The sequence below is a fragment of the Streptobacillus ratti genome (assembly GCF_001891165.1).
GTDB lineage: Bacteria > Fusobacteriota > Fusobacteriia > Fusobacteriales > Leptotrichiaceae > Streptobacillus > Streptobacillus ratti.
In genome coordinates this window covers 26,469-46,067 of sequence record NZ_LKKW01000005.1, presented here as the reverse complement: position 1 = coordinate 46,067, position 19,599 = coordinate 26,469, and the positions used below count along the sequence as shown (strand labels likewise).

Annotated in this window: 24 protein-coding genes; all 24 read right to left on the bottom strand. The window is 26.4% G+C overall.

Annotated elements, in window-relative coordinates:
- Positions 1-40: 40 nt before the first annotated feature.
- Positions 41-1,921: a DNA methyltransferase gene (locus tag BT993_RS01825; RefSeq protein ID WP_072592952.1), complete on the bottom strand. Its 1,881-nt coding sequence runs from the start codon at positions 1,919-1,921 to the stop codon at positions 41-43.
- A 145-nt stretch (positions 1,922-2,066) separates the two neighbouring features.
- On the bottom strand, positions 2,067-4,046 hold the full coding sequence (locus tag BT993_RS01820) for an elongation factor G (RefSeq protein ID WP_072592951.1): 1,980 nt from the start codon (positions 4,044-4,046) through the stop codon (positions 2,067-2,069).
- Positions 4,047-4,154: 108 nt separating this feature from the next.
- A complete protein-coding gene (locus BT993_RS01815; RefSeq protein WP_072592950.1) occupies positions 4,155-4,790 on the bottom strand; it encodes a C40 family peptidase in 636 nt (211 codons plus the stop codon).
- Positions 4,790-5,242 (bottom strand): D-aminoacyl-tRNA deacylase, encoded by a 453-nt coding sequence (gene dtd, locus BT993_RS01810; protein ID WP_072592949.1) that lies wholly within the window; start codon positions 5,240-5,242, stop codon positions 4,790-4,792. The genes BT993_RS01815 and dtd overlap by 1 nt, the downstream gene beginning before the upstream one ends.
- A gap of 380 nt (positions 5,243-5,622) precedes the next feature.
- Complete coding sequence (locus BT993_RS01805) at positions 5,623-6,198, bottom strand: hypothetical protein (protein ID WP_072592948.1); 576 nt, start codon at positions 6,196-6,198, stop codon at positions 5,623-5,625.
- Between the two features lie 73 nt (positions 6,199-6,271).
- A complete protein-coding gene (locus tag BT993_RS01800) occupies positions 6,272-7,345 on the bottom strand; it encodes a Fic family protein (protein ID WP_072592947.1) in 1,074 nt (357 codons plus the stop codon).
- A 280-nt stretch (positions 7,346-7,625) separates the two neighbouring features.
- On the bottom strand, positions 7,626-7,982 hold the full coding sequence (locus BT993_RS01795; RefSeq protein ID WP_072592946.1) for a phage holin, LLH family: 357 nt from the start codon (positions 7,980-7,982) through the stop codon (positions 7,626-7,628).
- A gap of 114 nt (positions 7,983-8,096) precedes the next feature.
- A complete protein-coding gene (locus tag BT993_RS01790) occupies positions 8,097-8,528 on the bottom strand; it encodes a DUF2335 domain-containing protein (RefSeq protein ID WP_072592945.1) in 432 nt (143 codons plus the stop codon).
- Positions 8,509-8,700, bottom strand: a complete 192-nt coding sequence (locus BT993_RS01785) for a hypothetical protein (protein WP_072592944.1) — start codon at positions 8,698-8,700, stop codon at positions 8,509-8,511. The genes BT993_RS01790 and BT993_RS01785 overlap by 20 nt, the downstream gene beginning before the upstream one ends.
- Before the next feature lie 105 nt (positions 8,701-8,805).
- A complete protein-coding gene (locus BT993_RS01780) occupies positions 8,806-9,237 on the bottom strand; it encodes a M15 family metallopeptidase (protein WP_072592943.1) in 432 nt (143 codons plus the stop codon).
- Positions 9,227-9,718, bottom strand: a complete 492-nt coding sequence (locus tag BT993_RS01775) for a hypothetical protein (protein WP_072592942.1) — start codon at positions 9,716-9,718, stop codon at positions 9,227-9,229. The genes BT993_RS01780 and BT993_RS01775 overlap by 11 nt, the downstream gene beginning before the upstream one ends.
- Entirely contained in the window at positions 9,702-10,367 is a 666-nt protein-coding gene (locus tag BT993_RS01770) for a DUF4376 domain-containing protein (protein WP_072592941.1), read from the bottom strand. Before BT993_RS01770 ends, BT993_RS01775 begins: the two co-directional genes overlap by 17 nt.
- A 523-nt stretch (positions 10,368-10,890) precedes the next feature.
- Positions 10,891-11,910 carry a hypothetical protein gene (locus BT993_RS01765; protein WP_072592940.1) on the bottom strand — a complete coding sequence of 340 codons (1,020 nt, stop codon included), beginning with the start codon at positions 11,908-11,910 and terminating at the stop codon, positions 10,891-10,893.
- On the bottom strand, positions 11,900-12,145 hold the full coding sequence (locus BT993_RS01760) for a hypothetical protein (protein WP_072592939.1): 246 nt from the start codon (positions 12,143-12,145) through the stop codon (positions 11,900-11,902). The genes BT993_RS01765 and BT993_RS01760 overlap by 11 nt, the downstream gene beginning before the upstream one ends.
- 1 nt (position 12,146) lies before the next feature.
- Positions 12,147-12,689: a phage tail-collar fiber domain-containing protein gene (locus BT993_RS01755; RefSeq protein ID WP_072592938.1), complete on the bottom strand. Its 543-nt coding sequence runs from the start codon at positions 12,687-12,689 to the stop codon at positions 12,147-12,149.
- A gap of 10 nt (positions 12,690-12,699) precedes the next feature.
- Positions 12,700-13,344, bottom strand: a complete 645-nt coding sequence (locus tag BT993_RS01750; RefSeq protein ID WP_072592937.1) for a phage tail protein I — start codon at positions 13,342-13,344, stop codon at positions 12,700-12,702.
- Positions 13,341-14,450, bottom strand: a complete 1,110-nt coding sequence (locus BT993_RS01745; RefSeq protein WP_072592936.1) for a baseplate assembly protein — start codon at positions 14,448-14,450, stop codon at positions 13,341-13,343. Before BT993_RS01745 ends, BT993_RS01750 begins: the two co-directional genes overlap by 4 nt.
- On the bottom strand, positions 14,450-14,758 hold the full coding sequence (locus BT993_RS01740) for a hypothetical protein (RefSeq protein ID WP_072592935.1): 309 nt from the start codon (positions 14,756-14,758) through the stop codon (positions 14,450-14,452). The genes BT993_RS01745 and BT993_RS01740 overlap by 1 nt, the downstream gene beginning before the upstream one ends.
- A complete protein-coding gene (locus tag BT993_RS01735; RefSeq protein ID WP_064590436.1) occupies positions 14,755-15,273 on the bottom strand; it encodes a phage tail protein in 519 nt (172 codons plus the stop codon). Before BT993_RS01735 ends, BT993_RS01740 begins: the two co-directional genes overlap by 4 nt.
- Positions 15,273-15,779: a phage baseplate assembly protein V gene (locus BT993_RS01730; protein WP_072592934.1), complete on the bottom strand. Its 507-nt coding sequence runs from the start codon at positions 15,777-15,779 to the stop codon at positions 15,273-15,275. Before BT993_RS01730 ends, BT993_RS01735 begins: the two co-directional genes overlap by 1 nt.
- Positions 15,780-16,121 (bottom strand): XkdQ/YqbQ family protein, encoded by a 342-nt coding sequence (locus BT993_RS07480; RefSeq protein WP_064590438.1) that lies wholly within the window; start codon positions 16,119-16,121, stop codon positions 15,780-15,782. It lies immediately after the preceding gene.
- A 2-nt stretch (positions 16,122-16,123) separates the two neighbouring features.
- Positions 16,124-16,861: a phage late control D family protein gene (locus tag BT993_RS07165; RefSeq protein ID WP_231101145.1), complete on the bottom strand. Its 738-nt coding sequence runs from the start codon at positions 16,859-16,861 to the stop codon at positions 16,124-16,126.
- A 2-nt stretch (positions 16,862-16,863) separates the two neighbouring features.
- Positions 16,864-17,088 (bottom strand): tail protein X, encoded by a 225-nt coding sequence (locus BT993_RS01715; protein ID WP_064579440.1) that lies wholly within the window; start codon positions 17,086-17,088, stop codon positions 16,864-16,866.
- Positions 17,088-19,556: a phage tail tape measure protein gene (locus BT993_RS01710; RefSeq protein WP_064590440.1), complete on the bottom strand. Its 2,469-nt coding sequence runs from the start codon at positions 19,554-19,556 to the stop codon at positions 17,088-17,090. Before BT993_RS01710 ends, BT993_RS01715 begins: the two co-directional genes overlap by 1 nt.
- Between the last annotated feature and the right edge of the window lie 43 nt (positions 19,557-19,599).

Here is a 19,599-nt window from a genome sequence, read left to right as displayed (position 1 = left end):
TTACTTTTGGAATTTAGGCCCCCTTATACACCGACACATATTATATTTCATAAAAAGATTCTGTAAAAATTTTATCTCTTTCACTAATAGTAAATGTTTCATCTTCTATATCTGAATAATTTACATATAGCTTATTCTTATCTACAAGTTTTATTAATACTTGCTTTTTTTCTTCTAATTCTAATTCTTCAAATTCTTTATCTACCTTTTCTAACTCTTCTCTTGTTATATACGGTATTATCCTTTCATCTCTATATATTTCCTCTTTTATTTCTTTTATTGTATCTTCTGTAGATTCTTGTATCTTTTCTATTACTCCTTTTGCATCTTCTAGTAATTCACAATATACAAATGAACCTCCTCCTTCCCAATTAACTGTCTTTGATATTCCCCCTTGTTCTCCTTCTATTACTTTTTTCATTCTTTCTACCGTTATATCTTCTATATAATCCATTTGTTCTATCCCTATATATCTTCTCCCCATCTTATGAGCTACTGCACAAGTTGTCCCTGAGCCTAAGTGGAAGTCTAGGACTAAGTCGTTTTTAGTTGTAGCAATTGTTATTATTTTGTTAATTAACAACTCTGGCTTAGGATTTGAAAATATTCCTTTGCCAAATAATTTATCTAATTCCGAGCTACCATCTTGATTACTTCCAAATAATGTATGTTCCCAGAAATTATGAGCTGGTTGTCCATTTTGAATTCTTTCATTCCAAAATACTTTTTTTCTTGGCAATCCATTTCCATTATTAGAAAATACTATTCTATTATCATTCAAAAGTTTTATAAATGTTTCTTTATTACCCATCCACGTTTTATTGTATACAACACCTGTTGGTGTTATAATTTCATATGCAGAACCTCCTTGATTTGTTGAAGTTTTCCACGGAGTAGTAGTCCAATCGCCTCTACTATCATTATCTCTATTTTTATAATCTTCCTTTCGTTTATCATTTAACGGTAATGTATAAAAACTAGCTGTATTCTTTAATGTATTGATATTTTTAGCATATACAATTATAGTTTCTGCTACTTTAGCTATCATTTTAGTTTTATCATTAGGTTGATTATGTCTTCTTCTCCAAAATATAGTACTTTCAAAATTCTCTCTTCCAAACACATCATCCATAAGTACTTTTAAATAAGCTTGTTCATTATCATCACAATGAACAAATATTACCCCATCTTCCCTTAATAACCTTCTTGCAAACTCTAACCTATTCTTCATAAAGGTTAACCATGTTGAATGATTAAATGTATCATTATAGTTAAAACTATCATTTCCTGTATTATATGGTGGATCTATGTATATACATTTTACCTTGCCCTCATATCTTCTTAATATACTTGATAAAGCTATAAGATTATTCCCCTTTATTATTAAATTATCTTCTCCTCTAAATTCTATATCTTCTTCTACTCCAGCTTTACTATATCTCTTTGCTTTAGTCAACACTTTTGGAGATAACATTTTTGTTATTTCTTCTCTTGCTATTATCTCATTATAGAATATCTCTTTCCTCTTTTGATCATCTCTATCTTGTACACCCTCTAGTATACAATCTTTATAGGGAAAATCTAATACTACATCATTTACTTTTGATATGAATTCTCCATTACTTGTTAAACCTATCTTATTTGTATATCTTGTATATGAATCTGGTAAAAATTCTTTTGATTCTATAAACCATGCAAATCTTTGTTTATCAAATACTAATGTTCCATTTACTTCTTCAAAGAATGTTTCTTTTACTTTTTCATTTGATAATAGTAATGATAATAATTCTTTATTCATTGTCATTACATCACTATAGACTTTTGCCTTTAATAGCTTATTATCTTCTGATAAATAGCCCCCCCAAAAAAAAACTTTTTCACAAAGTAATTCTTCTACTATTTCATATATGTTTTTTTGCATATAATGTCCTCCATTTTATTTTTTATTTATTTTTCTCATAAAGTATAACATAAGTTATTGATATATATCCACACATTTAGTTCTATTTATTAATATTAACCTAAAAAGTTCTAGCATAAACTAGAACTTTTTAATAGTATTTACTCTATTTTTCAGTTTTTTCAATAATTTTTTTAGCTATTTCTTCTGGCACTTGGTCATATCTAACAACATTCATCTCAAAATATCCTCTTCCTTGAGTCATAGATTTTAAATCATTAGAATATTTAAATGTTTCAGCCATAGGAGCTTCTGCAAATATTTCTTGTTTATCTTTTCCTGTAGCTTGCATACCAAGTACTCTACCACGTTTTTTAGTAATATCTCCCATTATATCTCCAACATTTTCTTCTGGAACAACTATCTTTAATTCCATAATTGGTTCAAGTAAAACAGGTTTAGCCTCAAGCATACCTTTTTTAAATGCTAAATTAGCTGCAAGTTTAAATGCCATTTCAGATGAATCCACATCATGATATGAACCATCATAAAGTACTGCCTTAATATTAGTAACTGGATATTTAGCTAATACCCCTTCTTTCATAGATTCTAACAATCCTTTTTCAACTGCTGGAATATATCCTTTAGGTACTGCTCCACCAACTATTTCTTCTTCAAATTCAAATTCTTTTTCAGAATGACTAAATCTTATCTTAACATCTCCATATTGCCCATGTCCACCAGATTGTTTTTTATGCTTACCTTGAACATCTGATGTACCTTTTATAGTTTCTTTATATGGAACCTTAAGTTCTTCTATTAATACTTCAACACTATATCTTTCTTTTAATTTTTCAATTACAGAGTTTGCGTGTATTTCTCCTTGTACTCCTAAAACAGTTTGTCCTGTTTCAACAACACGTCTCCAATATAGTGAAGAATCTTCTTCTCTTATTTTATGTAATGCAGTAGATATTTTGTCTTCATCAGATTTATTCTTAGCCTGTATAGCTACTAACATTTGTTCTTTAGGGAACTTGATTGCTTCAATAGCATCTATTCCTTCATTTTTAGCTAAAGTATCAGAATTTTGTACAAAATTTAATTTAGTTAATAATACTATATCTCCCATAGTTGCTTTCTGTAATTCTATCATTTCACCATGAACTAATGTAAATATTTTATTAACTTTTTCATACTCTCTTTTATTTATATTATATACTTCTGAATCGTTTTTTATTTCTCCAGAAAGTACTTTAACATATGAAATTTTACCTACAAATGGATCTATTACTGTTTTAAATACTTGTCCTACGAATTCTGCTATATCAATATTTTTCTTGTTATCTTTAGGAGATGGTAAATATTCTCTCATCATATCAAATGTAGTATGTAATCCAATATTTTTGTAAGTTGATCCACAAACTACAGGTATTAATGTGCCATCTAATACACCTTTTCTTAATCCTCTATGTATCTCTTCTGTTGTAAATTCTTCTCCAGAAAAATACTTATCCATTAACATCTCTTCTGTTTCTGCTACTGATTCTAATAGCATATCTCTAACCGATTTTACTTCAGCTTCAAATTCTTCTGGCATTTTAACTGTTTCACATTCTTTACCATTATATTTTCTTGCAAATAAGTCTACAACATTTATATGACCTTTAAAATCTACACCTTTACCCCACGGAAGATGAAAAGGTGCTATTTTTTTACCATATTTTTCTCTTAATTGATTAAGAATTTTAGTATAGTCTGCTTTATCAGAATCTATTTTATTAACGAATATAAATTTAGGGATTTTTCTTTCTTCAGTTAATTCTAATGCTATTTCAGTTCCTACACTTAAATCTGTAGTAGAATCTATAGTTATTATTGCACCTGCTATTGCTGAAATAGCTGATTCTAATTCACCATAAAAATCTGAATATCCAGGAATATCTAATAAATTATATTTCATATTTTGATATTCTACTGCTGATAATGTTAAACTATTAGACATTTTAAATTGTTCCGTTGGAGATGAAATCCTAGAAATTAAGTTAGCTGTAAATTCTAAAGACTCCAACATATTACTTTTTCCCGAACCACTATGTCCTAATATTCCTATATTCCTAATATTATCACTGGCATAAACTTTCATACCCTACCTCCTAAAAATATTGGTTATTACTATATTAACATTATAGCTTGAAAATTTAAAAAAACAAGAAGTACTAAAAAAAAGTGCTTAAAGCACTTTTTCATTTTATTATCTCACTTCTCTTGCTGCATCTACTCTTACTGCATATTTGAAATATTTACCCCAATATGAATTATTTAAACTTGATAGTACCACTCCTTTTGAAGATGAAGCATTGATAAATAACGAGTTACCTATATAAACGGCAACATGATTTACCCTATTTTCTGGTCTAAAGTATAATAAATCTCCAGGTTTCATTTCTCCTCTTTCAATTTTTCTACCTTTTTTTACTTGATCAACACTTACTCTAGGTAATTCATAACCAAATACATCTCTAAACACTTCTCTTGTTAAGGCTGAACAATCTATACCATTATGATTTATTCCACCAAATATATATTTCGTTCCTGCCCATTTATCATAAGCACTAAACAATTTGTTTTTTAATATTATATTATCCAGACTGTTGTATACACCAGACATAGACATTACTGATTCTTCAATTTCATTTATCTTCTTATCAATATATGATTGATCATGTATATATTCTGAATCAAACACTATTGAATTAGAATCTTGCATTACTAATTCTCTTTGAGATTTTGTAGAAGATTTTTTTAGGCTTATTTTGTTCGCACCAAAACCTGTTATAGGTAATAATGCAAGTGATAATACTAACATCATTTTCTTGTATCTCAACATTAATTTACTTCCTCTCTTGTATCAAAAATAAAGTTCATCGGACCATCATTACTAGATTGCACGTTCATATATGTTTGAAATTTCCCAGATTTATATCTAACATTATTTTTATCTAGTTCTTCAAGAAAAATTTCATATATTTCATTTGCTTTTAAAGCAGTTGCAGACTCTGTAAATGAGGGTCTATTACCTTTTTTCATATTTCCATAAAGTGAGAAATTACTAATAATCATTAATTCATAATTTTTATCTAATAATGAAAAATTAATTTTTCCTTCCTCATCTTCAAATATTCTAAGGTTGATTAATTTTCTAACACAAATTTGTATATCTTTTAAATTATCTTCATTATGAACACCCAAATAAACTAAAAGTCCTTTTTCTATTGAATTATATGTCCCATCTTCAAATAAAACCTTAGCATTGTTTACTCTTTGTATCAACATTTTCATAATTTAAAAACACCTCTCGATGTATTATAACATAAAAAAATGAAAAAAGGAAGAAAAAATCTTCCTCTGAAATAAAAATAAAATGTTTTTTATATAAATGGTGAGTCATACTGGCTCACCAATCTATATTTTAAAAAATACAAATGCTAGTAAATGCTAGCTTTTTTTATTATATATTTTTAAAAATAATAATTTTTTGATTAATTTTAGAACTTTTTTAGAACTTTTAGTACTTTTTTAGAACCTTTTTTTACCCTCTTATTTATATTCTAAATATGAATATTTTCTATACAAGTTATAGAATTATTTTTTTAATTTCACGTACAATTATTCGCACGATTAATAAAAAACAAGGGTAGGACAAAATCCTACCTTTTTTTCTATATCTTCAATTCACTTATTTTAATCTTTACTTCACTTTTAATGTGATTAATATGATTTTCTATTGTTCTTGCTAGTTCTTTATAATCAAGACATTCATTACTATAACATTCTATAATTGATTCAAATATTTCCATTGTAGTTAAATGTAGTTTATTTAATTCACTTTTTAATAGCTCCATTATATTAGTATAGTCATGATAAGTTGTTTGCTCTCTAAGTAGTTCATCACTTCTATTTAACATCTCTATAATCATTCTATCTAGTTCTATTTCTATTTGTTTAATATTCTTTTTAATATTATTTTGAATAATATATTTAAATACACTACTTTTATAAGCATTTATCATCTTAGACCAATGCAACCCTACCTGTATTTTTAAATCATCACTGCCTAAATGTCCATTAACTAGCCTTTGTTTTACAAGTATTATTGCTTGTATTATCTCTTTTTGATTTTCTGAATTTTCTTTAAAATTCTTTATAGTAAAATACAGGAGTATAGCACTAGCAACTAAGCTAATGCCATTATCTCCTATCATTTTAATTATATTACTTATTATTTCTATCTCCATTTAATTCACCTATTTACATATATATTAGGTTATATTAACTCTCTTACATTCATAATTCAATTATTTTCTAAAATTAATCATTAAAAATTCTTAAAAGATCATAAAAGAAATACAATCTATTCTTTCTCTTACCATCGCTAAAAACATATTTTAAATCTTCAAACTTTTTAATATTATTTTTAGCTGTTGTATATGTTATATTCATCGAACTTGATAAATTATTAATTGAAAAGATTGGATTTCTAAAAATATAGTCTATATACTCATATTTTAATTTATTGCTTTTTACTTCTTTAATTAAAACATCATATAATTTTTCTACCATTTTTAATTTTTCTATATTCCTTTTAGATTGATTTATAACACTATCTAAAAAGAAATTTATCCAACCAATCCAATTTGAGTTTTCTTTTCTTGTTTCATCTAAATAAACATAATATTTAAGTTTATTTTTTTCTATTTCTTCACTTATATTAAAAGTTTTATTGTTTATCAACCCTCTTTCATAAAGATAAAGAATTATAAGTAATCTACCAACTCTACCATTTCCATCTAAAAAAGGATGTATTGTTTCAAACTGTGCATGAATAATAGCTATCCTAATCAATTCATCCAATTCATCATTCACATCATTTATATAAGTTTCTAAATTAGACATATATAAATCAATTTTATCTGCTATTGGTGGTATATGCTTCGCATCTTCTATATTTTTCCCACCAATCCAATTTTGTACTTTTCTATATTCTCCAACATTTCTATTAGATCCACGACCACTTTTCAACATTTCTTTATGTATAATTTTAATTAATCTAGTTCCTATTGGTAAGTCTCTTAGTGTTATAATCCCTTTATTTAAAGCTTCAATATAGTTTTTAATTTCTAATGTATCATTATTATATTTTAATGTAGCTTCTGCTTGAATTATCTCATTAAAACTTGACTGTGTTCCCTCTATTCTTGTTGATTGTAAGGATTCATTAACAGAAAATAAATAAAAGAATGTTTCACTTAATTTGCTATGTTCTGTTCTCACATTTATTTCTTTTATTAACTCACGTGCTTTTATAACCTTTTTATTTAATTTTATAATTTCTTCATTTTCAAATTTAATAGGTAACAATTGTGGTTCAAACGGTTTTTTCATATTCATCAACTCCTCGCCACAATTATAACTTATATTTTAATTTTTTTCAAGTTTTTATAATATAGAGGTGTTTTTATCTACTATATTATATTTTTTTGTTTTTTTCAAAAATACCAAGTTGCCCCTGCTCTTGCCACTACCTCTGTCTTTTTAATATCAAATGGCTTTGTTTTAAGTGCTACATCTGCATATACTAAAGACCTATGATAATCTCTTTTGATATCACTTAGAACATCACTGAAATTAGAAAAATTTGAGTTATAAAGAGGGGCAGGGGAGGTTACTTCCCCGTTTCAACTTCTTCTTTTTCTTCTTTATCTTTTTCTGTAGCTTTTGCTATTTCTTGTGTTGCCCATGCTTTCTCAACTACTTTTTCTGCTACTTCTTCTGTAATTTCTTTTCCTTTATTCTTAGCAGCATTTACAAGTAATTCTGTTGCTAACGCTTTCTTTGACATTCCTGACTTATCTAAAAAGTGCTTTTCTACAAATGCTACTGCTTGTATAGATAAATCTAAAATTGTATCATCTATTGTTGTTTCTGTTCTCTTTGCTAACTTCTTAAATAATGGTACTAATGCTCCAAATATTGCTACCAATACTCCACCTACTAATAATAAAATTTCTTTTGTTGTCATAATTTTTTTCTCCTTTATATTTTTTATTTTTTTATAATCTAATTTTTACTCTTTAATTTGTAATTTTTTATAATTAAAAAAGACTATCCCTTTTTGAAATAGTCTATTTATAATTTAATCTTGTTTTTTATTATTGTACAGAATTGAGCCTACAGCTCCTATAATACCCACCATTACAGATAAATATCCTCCTACATCTTTATTTAATACTATAAGAATAGGTCCAGCAAGAAATAATATTAATAATAGTATAAACCCAAAACATTGAGCTCTTTTATTATAACTAACCTCACTATTTAAAGCTGTTTTTCTTAATTCAATAATATTCTCATTTTCTTTTTTTTCATTATCAATTCTTGCTTTTGATTGCTCTTCTGCCATTTTTATTATCCTGTTTGGAATATCTGGATTTATTTTTGCATATCCATCTAAAATGCTTGGATGCGGTAGTGGTCCTTCAAATCTAGCGGTTAGAATTAAATTATCATTTTTGTTTTCTTTTTTTAATTCTTGAATATTTGAATTATTATTTTTTGGTCTTCTCATATTGCTCTATTCCTTTTTTAATATCATTACCTACCTTTATCCAATCATTTCTAATAGCTTCGTTATCATTTCTACTAAATGTTGCAGGGTATCTTTCAAGCACATTAGTAAATTCATTTTTAGGTGATACAACACTTGCCATACCTTTAATAAACATTTTAAAATTATTCATAATAACCTCCAATATTAGAATGATTTTGTAATGTAATTATACATTATATGCAAAAAAAAGTCAATTCATTAATCATCAGTAAATCCTGTAATTACTCAACTATAGTCAATATTTTAATTCAAAATGTGGATAATCTTTAAATGTCTTCCAATTTCCACCCCACGCCACATTAAGTCCTCTATCTATAGCGAACTTTTTAAATACATTAGCTATAGCTGTAAGCTTTGATACATCATATAGTTTCTTTATATCCTTTTCATTAGGGATATATAAGCATATATCAATAGCATGTCCATATCCACTTAATTTTGCTTGATGGTTAGATTTTTTAATATATCCATCACAATTCGTAACTATAGACCCTTTTACAGTTCTACCTTGTTGATACAACTCATTTTGATACTCTGCACTCCTTACTCCTTGTGTTATCTTAAAATCATAAGGACTATTTGCAATAACCTTTTCCATTAATCGTACCAATTTAGGGTGTATATTCTCCATTTTTTGATAACTTTCTCTACTGAACTTAAATGCCATAAAACCTCCTTTCTTTTAATTCTACTTTTTCTATTAATCCCTTATTTTTTAAGGCACAAATTATATCATAAGGCATTAGATTAATATAATCTTTAGGATTAAATACATCTAAATTTCTATCAAGCATTTCAGATACCCATTCAGAACAAGTGTATTTATTAGGATTGTGTTTTCTTCTATTAAAAATACATGTTAACAATACTCCTTTCCAATCATATTTTTTACCTTTAGTTTCTTTATAAAAATTTTCTAATTCTTCAGATATATCTACAGTTAATTTATATATATCCCATTTACTAGTATTTAATCCTTGCCTTACTTTTCTAACATGTTGGTCATTACTAATCCCTATTAAAGTTCCATCTTTATAAATTTCAATATGTGAATAAGGATGACCTAACCACCATTTAATAGGTCTACTCCAAAATGTAAAATTATCTTTATACACTGCTATGTATATATTGCTATCTTGATATTTCATATTTTTCCAACTCTTCATCACTCATAGACTTTATTCTTTCTCTTATATCTGAGTACTTTTGCATAGTATTTGTTGTCTGTTCTTGCATTCTTAAAGCTAAAGACATCATCTCTTGTATTGTTAAGACTACATAATGCTCATGCCCATTCTTATCTTTCATCTTCCATTTATCAAATACTGTTTGATTAGTCATTTGCATAAATGATAAAATTTTAAGTAAACTAGTTTGGTCTTGCAGTTCTCTGTTCGGTTGTATATATCCTTTAAACTCAAATGGTTTTTCTTTTTCTGCTTGCTCATATGTTTTTGTTTTATTTATTAGTTTATCTCTTTTATCTTGATAATTAAATTTAAGTATTCCATTTTCTACATATTCAAATTCATTTAATTTTACTTTTATAATTTTATTATCTTCTATTATTTCATTATTTGATAATGTATATTTATTAGCTTTATATTCTTTATATTTATATTTTGCTATTTCTTCATCATTCATACTTACAACATCAAAATTACTTATTTTAGGATATTCTATATATTCATTTTTGATTATAGCCTTTGGATAACTAACCAATATATCACTATCTTTTATTTCATCAAAAAAAGAGCCTATATAGACTCCTTTATCATCATATACATATTTACTCACTCTTTCACTCTCCTTTAAACTCTAAATTAAATGGTGGTATAATATGGGCAAATTGCCATTCATTCCACTCACCATGATCGTCTAAACTCCATATTGCATAGAATACTTTTATGTATAAAGTGCTATCTTCAAATTGATATCCTGTTTCTAAAAATTCTTTTTTAAATCTTTCTGTATTAATATCATCTTCTGAACAATTTAATTCTATATCTTTTAATTGACCATTTTCTAATTCAAAACTAAATACTGTTTCAATTTCTTTTGGTTGCCAAGTACAATATGAAGCACCATATCCTCTTACATTTTTATCATTTAAATAGTATGCATATCTTTGTCCTTGATATCCATGTGAACCCCATTCTTCGTGTTGATTTCTATCAGTAAATACACTTTTAAATTTATATTCATATATTCCATCTTCGTCTAAAGTAAAATATATACCATATTTATTTTTTTCTTTATTTAAAATATTTGCACTTTGACCATTTTTATCATTAGATATGATATCATCAAAACGAGGTAATCAAAAATTTTCTTTAGCTTCTCCTTGTTTAACTATCTTATCTTTTTCAAATTTTAGATAAATATGTCTATAATAACTATTATATTCACTTCCATCATCTCTTCTATTTGTGCTACTAGATACATAGTAATCTAATTTTAAATTTATATCATCTTTACTGATTTCATAATTAAGGCTCTCTGTTTTTTGATATACTCCAAATCTATATTCATATTTGTTTATAAACTCTTTTAAAAAATAGTTTTTATTTTCTGATTCATTTAAATAGTACATGGTTTCATAATTATTTAAAGTTCCTAAATTTCTTATATCAAAATATACAAAATCATTATTATTCATCATTTTAGGAGATTTTGAATACTCTTTAATTTCTTCATATTCTTTTTCAATAGCTTTATTAAAAATTTCAGTTTTTAATTTTATAGCACTTAAATATCCAATATAATATTTATTATTTAATTTTTCTTCTAAATTATCTTTTGTAATAGTATCTAAAAGTCTATTATATGATGAATTTAAAACTATTGGAAATTCAACAATTTCATAAACATCATTAGTTTTTGCATACTTTTTTAATAAATCAAATAAATATCTGAGTGTAATTTTATCACCATACTCCGATGAACTGTCATATATTTTTAATTCTTTAATATTTTTAGGATAAAAACTATAATTAATATTGTTATTTTGTCTTAATGATTGCATAGAATTATCCCAATTTCTACCTTGATTATCCCCATTAATTCCTTTTTCATATATACTTTGATATAATGATTCCATATCAGATACAACTTGCTCATCATATTCTTCTACTATATACCTTAACCCAATCTTTTTAAAATTTATTACATCAGGAAGAGAATAGTTACCTGGATTTTTACATTTATATAGTTGCTCATTATATATAATTATATCGCCCTTTGATAAGTTATCATTTATGCTCTTTATATTCTCAGTACCAATTATACTTTTTAGACTTTTTGATTTATTAATAATATCCAATACTTTTTTACTCTCCATTTTTATTACCTCTTAGATTTACCTTTTTAAAATTTTGTTCATCAGGTATTGAATATCTACCAGCATTTTTACATTTATATAATATTACAGTATCATCTTTAAAATATTTCATTATATCGCCTTTTTTATATTCTTGCTCAACACCACTATTTCTATTTACTCCTTGTCCTAGTAAAACCCTTAAACTTCTTAATTCACATTCTTTATCAATTATTTTTTTAGTATCTATAGCCATGTTACACCTCTTGCCATATTTCTTCAAAAGTTGCAAACCTTATACCTTTTTTATAATTTTCAAATGCTTCCACTGTTAAATAAGTTAAAGAGCTATCTATTTTAATATTTAAATCAGCTTGTTGATCTACAACAATTATACACTTTTGAACAATATCTATTGCATTTTTTCCATTGTATGCTGGTAGATAATCCCCTTCCTCACCTTTATTATAAGCATACATAATCTCTTTCCCTGTGTCATCTTGTGCAAATATTCCCATTTCCTTTATTTTAAAACCTTCATTTATTATACTAGAACCTGATTCATCTCTATTAGATACTACAAATATAAATTCGACTATTCCATCATTTTTAGTGGTGTATGAATTTACAGGAAATTCATTTTTAAAATCTATTAATTCTGTCAATGTTTTATCATCACCATTATTAAAGCCAGCACCTATTTTAAATTTAGTAAAATTAATTTTAGTTTCATGTGCTATAGCTCTACTTAATAAATTTCTACCTTCATTAGTTAAAATCCACCCCATATAATTTGACATTTTTTTCCTCCTATTTTCTTATTCCTATATAATTTTGTTTTTTAGTTAATCCTAAAATAGATACATTCAATTTTTCATTTAAATATGGTAAATTAAAATCTCTCATACTAATAAAATTTACTTTTTTACACTCTGAATAAATTTTAGCATTTAATTTAAAAATAGAGCTTCTAATAAATATTATTGCTTCCAATAAACTTCTAACATTTTTATATTCATTTACTGTTCTTAGAACTTTATCATATGAATTTTCTGTTATTTGTGAATATTCTGTATATATCTTAAAATGTCCGGCAAGTCCACCATATTCAAACCATTCAAGAACATCAGCATTACCGAATAATATATTGCAAATTGCTTTAACAGCTCCAACAGTACCTTTATTAAAATGCAATAATAAAGCATTATGTAATAATTCAATTTTATTTTTCCTGTCTAAATTTTCATCTAAATAATCTAAACTATTTTCCCAAAGTAAATAATCTAATTCACTATCTGTTAAATTATCTAAATTCAAGTAAAATTTTTTTATATATGTTTCATATCTTTTATGTAAGGCATAATCAATTGATTTGTAGATATTTTTAGTGTTTTCATCATTTAATGTTGATTTAGCAGCTAAATCTAATAAACTTAAATTCTCTAATAATATCATAAATCTTCAACACCTTGATAATTAAAGCTACTAGATGTGTTTATTGCTACTTGATTAAAATCTAACTTTTTAAATGTTGGTTCTCTTAACACAACCCTCTTAACATCAGCAAGTTTTAGTTTTTTAATTAATTCATCTGGATTAATATCTCTACCTATCTTTTCTTTTTGCCAAGTTATAAATTCATCTACTGCTTTTTTTACATTTTCCTTTATTATATTTAAAAGAGTTTCATTTTCTCTTTCTATATAATAGTCAAAGTCAATATTATAATTGTATATAATTGGTGATTTAATAGTTAATTTATCTGTTAAAGGTCTGATATTTTCATCATTTAAAGTATTTTCTACTTGAATTTTTAACTCCTCACTTACTAAACCATTATCAGTTAAGATATACACATCTACATTTGTTGCACTCGGTGAATTTACTGTAACATCTATGATATTACTACTTGCTGATTTTGCCCAAAATGAATATGCACCACTTGAACCTGCCGTGGTAAATGATTTGGGTATTTCTCTTATTCTGTTTCTATAACCCTCATCGCTTTCCTCATCTGCACCATTATTAGTAACACTAATATTTTCTACTCCTGAATAATATGGATAAATATCTACCATTTCATTTATCTCACCTACAGCTATATCATTAGCCCCTGTTCCAAGTGTTGAACAAGTAGCTATCCCCGTTGTAAATAAAGCACCTTGTTTAACCTTATATTCATTATCTGTATAAAAATATAGGTCATTATATCTAATCCTTGAATTTTTAGGAATTATTATATCTCTTTTCTGTTCTTTAGATATCATAAATTTAAAGGTTGCTCGTGCTGGACTTTCTTTTAAGCGTTTCCCTCTTTCTCCATATAATTCACCTTTTAAATCTAATCTTTCTCCTCTTGCAAACCTTAAATAATTTTGTTTAATTTCATCATTATATTTTTCTTCTCTTAATCCCAAAACATAAGAAACTGTTTTAAATATAAGCATTTCAGGACTTGCTTCAGTCAATTTTCTCTTAGTTAATTCCTCATATTTATTTTTCATATCATTAACTAATTCTTGAAAATTAGCATTAATTACTTCATAATCTGTATATTCCATTATATTATCACCTCAATTCCAATAGAAATATCAAAATTGTTATCTTCTTTTAATTTAATTTCAACACTTTTTAAAAAAGCTCTCGGCTCATATTTTTTAAATTCTTCTAGTAAATGTAAGCTAAGTTTATTTTTTACAACATCTATATTTTTATCAATCAAATCAGAATCAAAAGCAAAATTTCTTTGTAGTGGTTGTTCTTCTTTACAAACTCTTAAAATTATAGCAACACTTCTTAAAACGTCATCTATTTCATTTAAAGGATTATAATTTATATTTGTATCTTCTGTTGATATATTAAAAATCATTTTTTAGCTCCTTTTAATATTTTTATTTGCTTTTTTTGTACACTGGATTTATTTAATTTTGCTAACTTTGGTCTATTATCATTTTGTTTAATTATTCTATCATTATGATTTTTAGGTTTTTCTATATATTCTTTTAAAGACAAACTTAATTCTATAACATCAAAGTCTGAAGCATTAATATTATAATAGCTGTTAGTTTCATTTAATTCTGTTATTATAAATGGATTTTCGCCAAATACTTGACCTCCAAAAACTAGATTATTAACTTCACCTTTTTCAAACATATCTTTAACTTTTAATACTTCTTCTCTTAAATTAGGGGTAAGTGTTCTATTAAAATGAATATTAAAGCTAACAGTAATTAATTCTCTACCCTGAAACCTAAGCATACCTATGCCATAAATAGGAGAATGTTCGATAATTTTTGCCTTATAACTCCTTGAAATTTGATTATTTAAAGAAACAACCTTTTTATCTGACACTTCAAATATTAATTTTCCAAAACTTCCTATCATTACTGTGGACCTCCTGTAATACCTGGACCTGGATAAATTCCAGAATGTGTATGTGTATTTAGGTTAATACTTCCACCAGTTATAGTACTTCCATCAACTGTTAAATCAGATTTTATTTTAACATTTTTAGATATTTCAACATCTGCATTTATTTCTATTTTTTTAGCATTAATCTTTATTTTTTCAATAGGTTCTAATGTTAAAATTCCATCTTTATATGACCAAAAGCCACCATCAGAAAATGTTCTTTTAATTTCATTTTCATTGCTTGGACCTTTTCTCATAGGAGAACCTAGAACCACACCCTGTTCAATCATCCCTGGAATAAATAAGCAATATACAGTCTGTCCTTTAGATAACATATAACTATCTTGATAACTTTCACTAAAAGGAACTAATATATTTATCCAATCACTTACCAAATCATCTTCTTGTGGAAATATTACCCTAACTTTACCTTTTTCTACATCCATATCACTTACTTCCCCAACTTTAAATATTTCCATTTATTTACTCCTTTCTTTTATTTTTGTTGCTTCTATATCACACGAATAGTCACCATCAACGTTATGCGTCACTGTTTCTATTATATATATACCCTCAAACTTACCAAATGAACTATCAAGCTCTATAATCCCACCTGCAACATATTTAAAATCACCATCAACATTTAAATTAATTCTACATTCTTTTCTTGCAATATCTCTCATTATCTTTTTAGCGATTTTTTTACTTTTGCTTTTACCTTTAGTTTTAACTTTTTTTACTTTTTCCACTTCTGCTAATTTCTTTTTAGATAATGCATTATTAAATAACTTATTTTTAACAATTTCATATTTATCAGCCATTGTCAATTTCTCTTTTCCAACTCTTTTTTAGTTATTATTTCTTTTATTAATTTCTTTTTATCTGGGTCATAATACGATACTTCGACTTTATCATAAATTTCCTTATTTTGCTTTCTTAGGGTAAAGCTTCTTATCCTATAATCATCTATACTAAATACTACTACAGCTTTATTAAATAGCATATTATCCTCATCAAAGACTATTATTTTATCATCTGATATTTTCATACTTAAACCATGTTCTACACAAATTCTATCTATAAATTTTAAATCTGTTTCATTACTTTGATCTATTCTTTCAAAAAATTCATTATCAGCATGTAATAATATACTCATACCATGTTTTGCTGCTATTTGAGATATTAATTCTTCTAATGTTATTTTTTCCCAAGCCTTAGTATTTTTTTGATCTCTAATATTACTTCTTAAAGGTAATGCTATACATTTTAAATTAAGTCTATTATCATTAAATGTTGGTTCATCTATATAAAAAGTTCCTAAAGAAATGCCCTCACCACTTTCATTATCACCTTGAAAAAGACCAACTACAAGCTGTGCTTTTTCATCAGGATACCATTCCCTAAGCCATCTATAATCTAAATTCTCTAACTCAATTTCTAAATCATCTATAGCATTTCTTGAATTATCTGTATATCTTATAGAGCTTATAGAATGGCTTATATCATTACTTATATCCTTTTTATTAAATATTATTATTGCTCTTATACGCCTAGCTAACATAACTAATCTCTTTTCCAAGGTGGTAACATAGAATAATCTTTTATAATATCATTAGCTTTTAATTCTGGAATAATAATAGGAATATTTGAATCAAATACAGCTATATCAATTAAATCTAAATTAGCCTTTATTAGATTACTACAATAAAATTCATTACCATATACTTTATATGAAATCAAATCCCACGTATCACCAGAAACTGTTAAATATACTCTTACATCTTCCATTAATCAAAAGCCACCCTTCTTTTTCTATTATTATTTTCATTTATTATTTTTAATACTTCTCTTGCTATTTCTTTAGGATCTTGCCCTGTTATGTAGAAATTAAGATTATCGCCACTAGTTTTTATATCCTGTATAGTATTACTTGCATTAGTTTTTAAACTATTTACTTTATCCTGTAAAGTACTTCTAGTCTGAGAATTATTTAATATATTTGTTCCTTTAGGTAGGTTCAATAGCATACTAGATGTTGCAAGAATAGAACTACCCCCATAATTAATTAACTCTGCCCCACGTTCTGCAACTGTTGTTAACCCTCCTCTCCAATAATTAGTACCCGAATAATTTTTACCCCAGTTAAACGGATTTATCCAACTTCCAACTTTAGAAACAGTATTTTTAATTCCTTGCCAGCCCTTAGAAATCCAAGAAAATAATCCCATAAATAACTGTTTACATTTTTCAATTATAATAACTATAGCTCCCTTTATTCCATTAAAAACAGCTATTACTCCATTTTTAATCTTTTGAAATACATAAACTGCACCAAATTTAATACCAGTCCATATTTTATTAACAAAATTTCTAAACCATGCAAATTTTTTATACATAAGCACAAGACCAGAAACTACTGCAACTACTATTACCCCTATCAATACCAAAGGATTAGCAACAAAAAATGTCTTAATTACTATACTCACAGCTTTCAATATACCAAATAAACTTTTAAATACCCCTACAGCAGAGGGTAGAAATGAAATTAAAAATTTAAAACCCTTAATAGTAAATGATAAAACATTTACAAAATACGTAATTGCTTTAGAAATACTAATAAAAGATGATATAAGAGATACAAGACCCTTTAAAGCTATTCCAACTACAATATTAAATAAAGCCATGACACCTAAGGCTTTCAAAAAATTTTCTACAAATTTAGGGTTATTTTCTACAAACCTAGCAAGTTTTTCTATAAATGGGGTTATTGAAACCAATAAATTTTTAATTACAGGTGCTAATGCTTTCCCTGCATCTGCTAAAGCATTAAATAGTTTATTTTTAACTATTAACATATCACTTTTTAAAGTGTCCAATCTGTTCTTATACTCTGCTTCTACAGCTCCTTGTGCTTGAGCTGATTTTGCTTTTTCTAAGTTTTGTTTTAACATTTCAACATTAGCCATCATACCAGTTATTGAATCTAATGCTTCTGAACCGAAAATCTGTTTTATTGTAGAAACTTGCATATGTTTAGGGAGTTCTTTCAATCTACTTAATACTGCTATAACTGTTTCTTCTCCATTTTCTTTCATACTTTTAGCTAATGTCATAGTATCTGTACCTAATAAAGCAAAAGCGTCTCGTTGTGCTTTCGTTGCTGCAGTACCTGACACTAAACCAGTATAAAGCTTTTTAAGTCCTGTTGAAGCTATTTCTGGAGTTTTACCAACTGATAAAAGTGTTGCACCAAAACTTGCAACTGCTTCATGTGATATTCCAGCAACACCTCCTAATGAGGCAACTCTTTGTGATATTTCTACTATTTCATGAGCTTTAGAAGCTGTATTATCTGATAAATAATTAATTGTATCAGCATATTTAAATAATTCTTTTTGCCCTAATTGTAATTGATTTTTAGTCTTTGCTAGAAATTCTCCAGCTTCCTTTGTTCCTAAATCAAATGCTACTGCTATTTGTTGTGCTTTTTTAGTATATTCAACTAATTCTTCTCCTTTAATTCCTGATTGTGCTAAAGCTCCTGAAATTTCAAAAATTTCAACTTGTGATAATGGAGAATTATCTGATATCTTTCTTAAATTAGAATAGTATTTCTTAGCCTCATCTCCTAGCATTTTTCTTAAATCTGCTTGCGACTCTTCTATATCCATATATATTTTTACTGGCAATCCTACAACTGCACCAAATCTTGTACCAACTGATAACCTTTTATCAGCAAAGTTAGAAATATTTCCTACTACATTATCCGCACTATCATAAAAATTATTTATTTTTTTTCTTAAAGTCTGAAATTTTATTTTTCTATTTAATGCATCTATATGTTCTGAATATTTTTTTATTGAGTAACCCTCTTTTTCTATTTCACTTCTAGCAGCTTTAAACACATTTTTTTGATGTTCTTTTTTCTTATTTAATTTATCAATTAATGACATTTGTTCTTTTATTTTCTTTGATAGTCCAGCATTACTTTTGCCTGTTTTTTCATATACTTTTTTTAGTTCATTTAATTTAGTTACAGCTCTTACATATTCATTTGATAAATTTTTATAACTTTGCAAAGACTCTTTAACATTTTTTAACTTTTCTTGTGAATCGCTTAATTTTTTTAAATTACTATCTAATGCTTCTGCTTTTACAGCTAATTCTTTAAAAGCATTACCTGCTTTAGCTAATGATGTTAAAGCTCCTGCAGCTGCAACTCCAAGCACTAAATTAAATTCCATATTTTTAGCCATCTAATGTCCTCCTTTCTTGAAAACTTATGATTTAAATGATATA

Excerpts from the sequence above, each read along its gene's own strand:
- BT993_RS01785 (WP_072592944.1), bottom strand. The coding sequence starts at position 8,700 with ATGAATAATTTTAAAATGTTTATTAAAGGTATGGCAAGTGTTGTATCA.
- BT993_RS01715 (WP_064579440.1), bottom strand. The coding sequence starts at position 17,088 with ATGGAAGATGTAAGAGTATATTTAACAGTTTCTGGTGATACGTGGGAT.
- BT993_RS07480 (WP_064590438.1), bottom strand. The coding sequence starts at position 16,121 with ATGGCTGATAAATATGAAATTGTTAAAAATAAGTTATTTAATAATGCA.
- BT993_RS01730 (WP_072592934.1), bottom strand. The coding sequence starts at position 15,779 with ATGGAAATATTTAAAGTTGGGGAAGTAAGTGATATGGATGTAGAAAAA.
- BT993_RS01710 (WP_064590440.1), bottom strand. The coding sequence starts at position 19,556 with ATGGCTAAAAATATGGAATTTAATTTAGTGCTTGGAGTTGCAGCTGCA.
- BT993_RS01825 (WP_072592952.1), bottom strand. The coding sequence starts at position 1,921 with ATGCAAAAAAACATATATGAAATAGTAGAAGAATTACTTTGTGAAAAA.
- BT993_RS01765 (WP_072592940.1), bottom strand. The coding sequence starts at position 11,910 with ATGGAGAGTAAAAAAGTATTGGATATTATTAATAAATCAAAAAGTCTA.
- BT993_RS01820 (WP_072592951.1), bottom strand. The coding sequence starts at position 4,046 with ATGAAAGTTTATGCCAGTGATAATATTAGGAATATAGGAATATTAGGA.
- dtd (WP_072592949.1), bottom strand. The coding sequence starts at position 5,242 with ATGAAAATGTTGATACAAAGAGTAAACAATGCTAAGGTTTTATTTGAA.
- BT993_RS01740 (WP_072592935.1), bottom strand. The coding sequence starts at position 14,758 with ATGATTTTTAATATATCAACAGAAGATACAAATATAAATTATAATCCT.
- BT993_RS01755 (WP_072592938.1), bottom strand. The coding sequence starts at position 12,689 with ATGTCAAATTATATGGGGTGGATTTTAACTAATGAAGGTAGAAATTTA.
- BT993_RS01780 (WP_072592943.1), bottom strand. The coding sequence starts at position 9,237 with ATGGCATTTAAGTTCAGTAGAGAAAGTTATCAAAAAATGGAGAATATA.
- BT993_RS01800 (WP_072592947.1), bottom strand. The coding sequence starts at position 7,345 with ATGAAAAAACCGTTTGAACCACAATTGTTACCTATTAAATTTGAAAAT.
- BT993_RS07165 (WP_231101145.1), bottom strand. The coding sequence starts at position 16,861 with ATGTTAGCTAGGCGTATAAGAGCAATAATAATATTTAATAAAAAGGAT.
- BT993_RS01815 (WP_072592950.1), bottom strand. The coding sequence starts at position 4,790 with ATGTTGAGATACAAGAAAATGATGTTAGTATTATCACTTGCATTATTA.
- BT993_RS01775 (WP_072592942.1), bottom strand. The coding sequence starts at position 9,718 with ATGAAATATCAAGATAGCAATATATACATAGCAGTGTATAAAGATAAT.
- BT993_RS01735 (WP_064590436.1), bottom strand. The coding sequence starts at position 15,273 with ATGATAGGAAGTTTTGGAAAATTAATATTTGAAGTGTCAGATAAAAAG.
- BT993_RS01750 (WP_072592937.1), bottom strand. The coding sequence starts at position 13,344 with ATGATATTATTAGAGAATTTAAGTTTATTAGATTTAGCTGCTAAATCA.
- BT993_RS01795 (WP_072592946.1), bottom strand. The coding sequence starts at position 7,982 with ATGACAACAAAAGAAATTTTATTATTAGTAGGTGGAGTATTGGTAGCA.
- BT993_RS01805 (WP_072592948.1), bottom strand. The coding sequence starts at position 6,198 with ATGGAGATAGAAATAATAAGTAATATAATTAAAATGATAGGAGATAAT.
- BT993_RS01745 (WP_072592936.1), bottom strand. The coding sequence starts at position 14,450 with ATGGAATATACAGATTATGAAGTAATTAATGCTAATTTTCAAGAATTA.
- BT993_RS01790 (WP_072592945.1), bottom strand. The coding sequence starts at position 8,528 with ATGAGAAGACCAAAAAATAATAATTCAAATATTCAAGAATTAAAAAAA.
- BT993_RS01760 (WP_072592939.1), bottom strand. The coding sequence starts at position 12,145 with ATGGCTATAGATACTAAAAAAATAATTGATAAAGAATGTGAATTAAGA.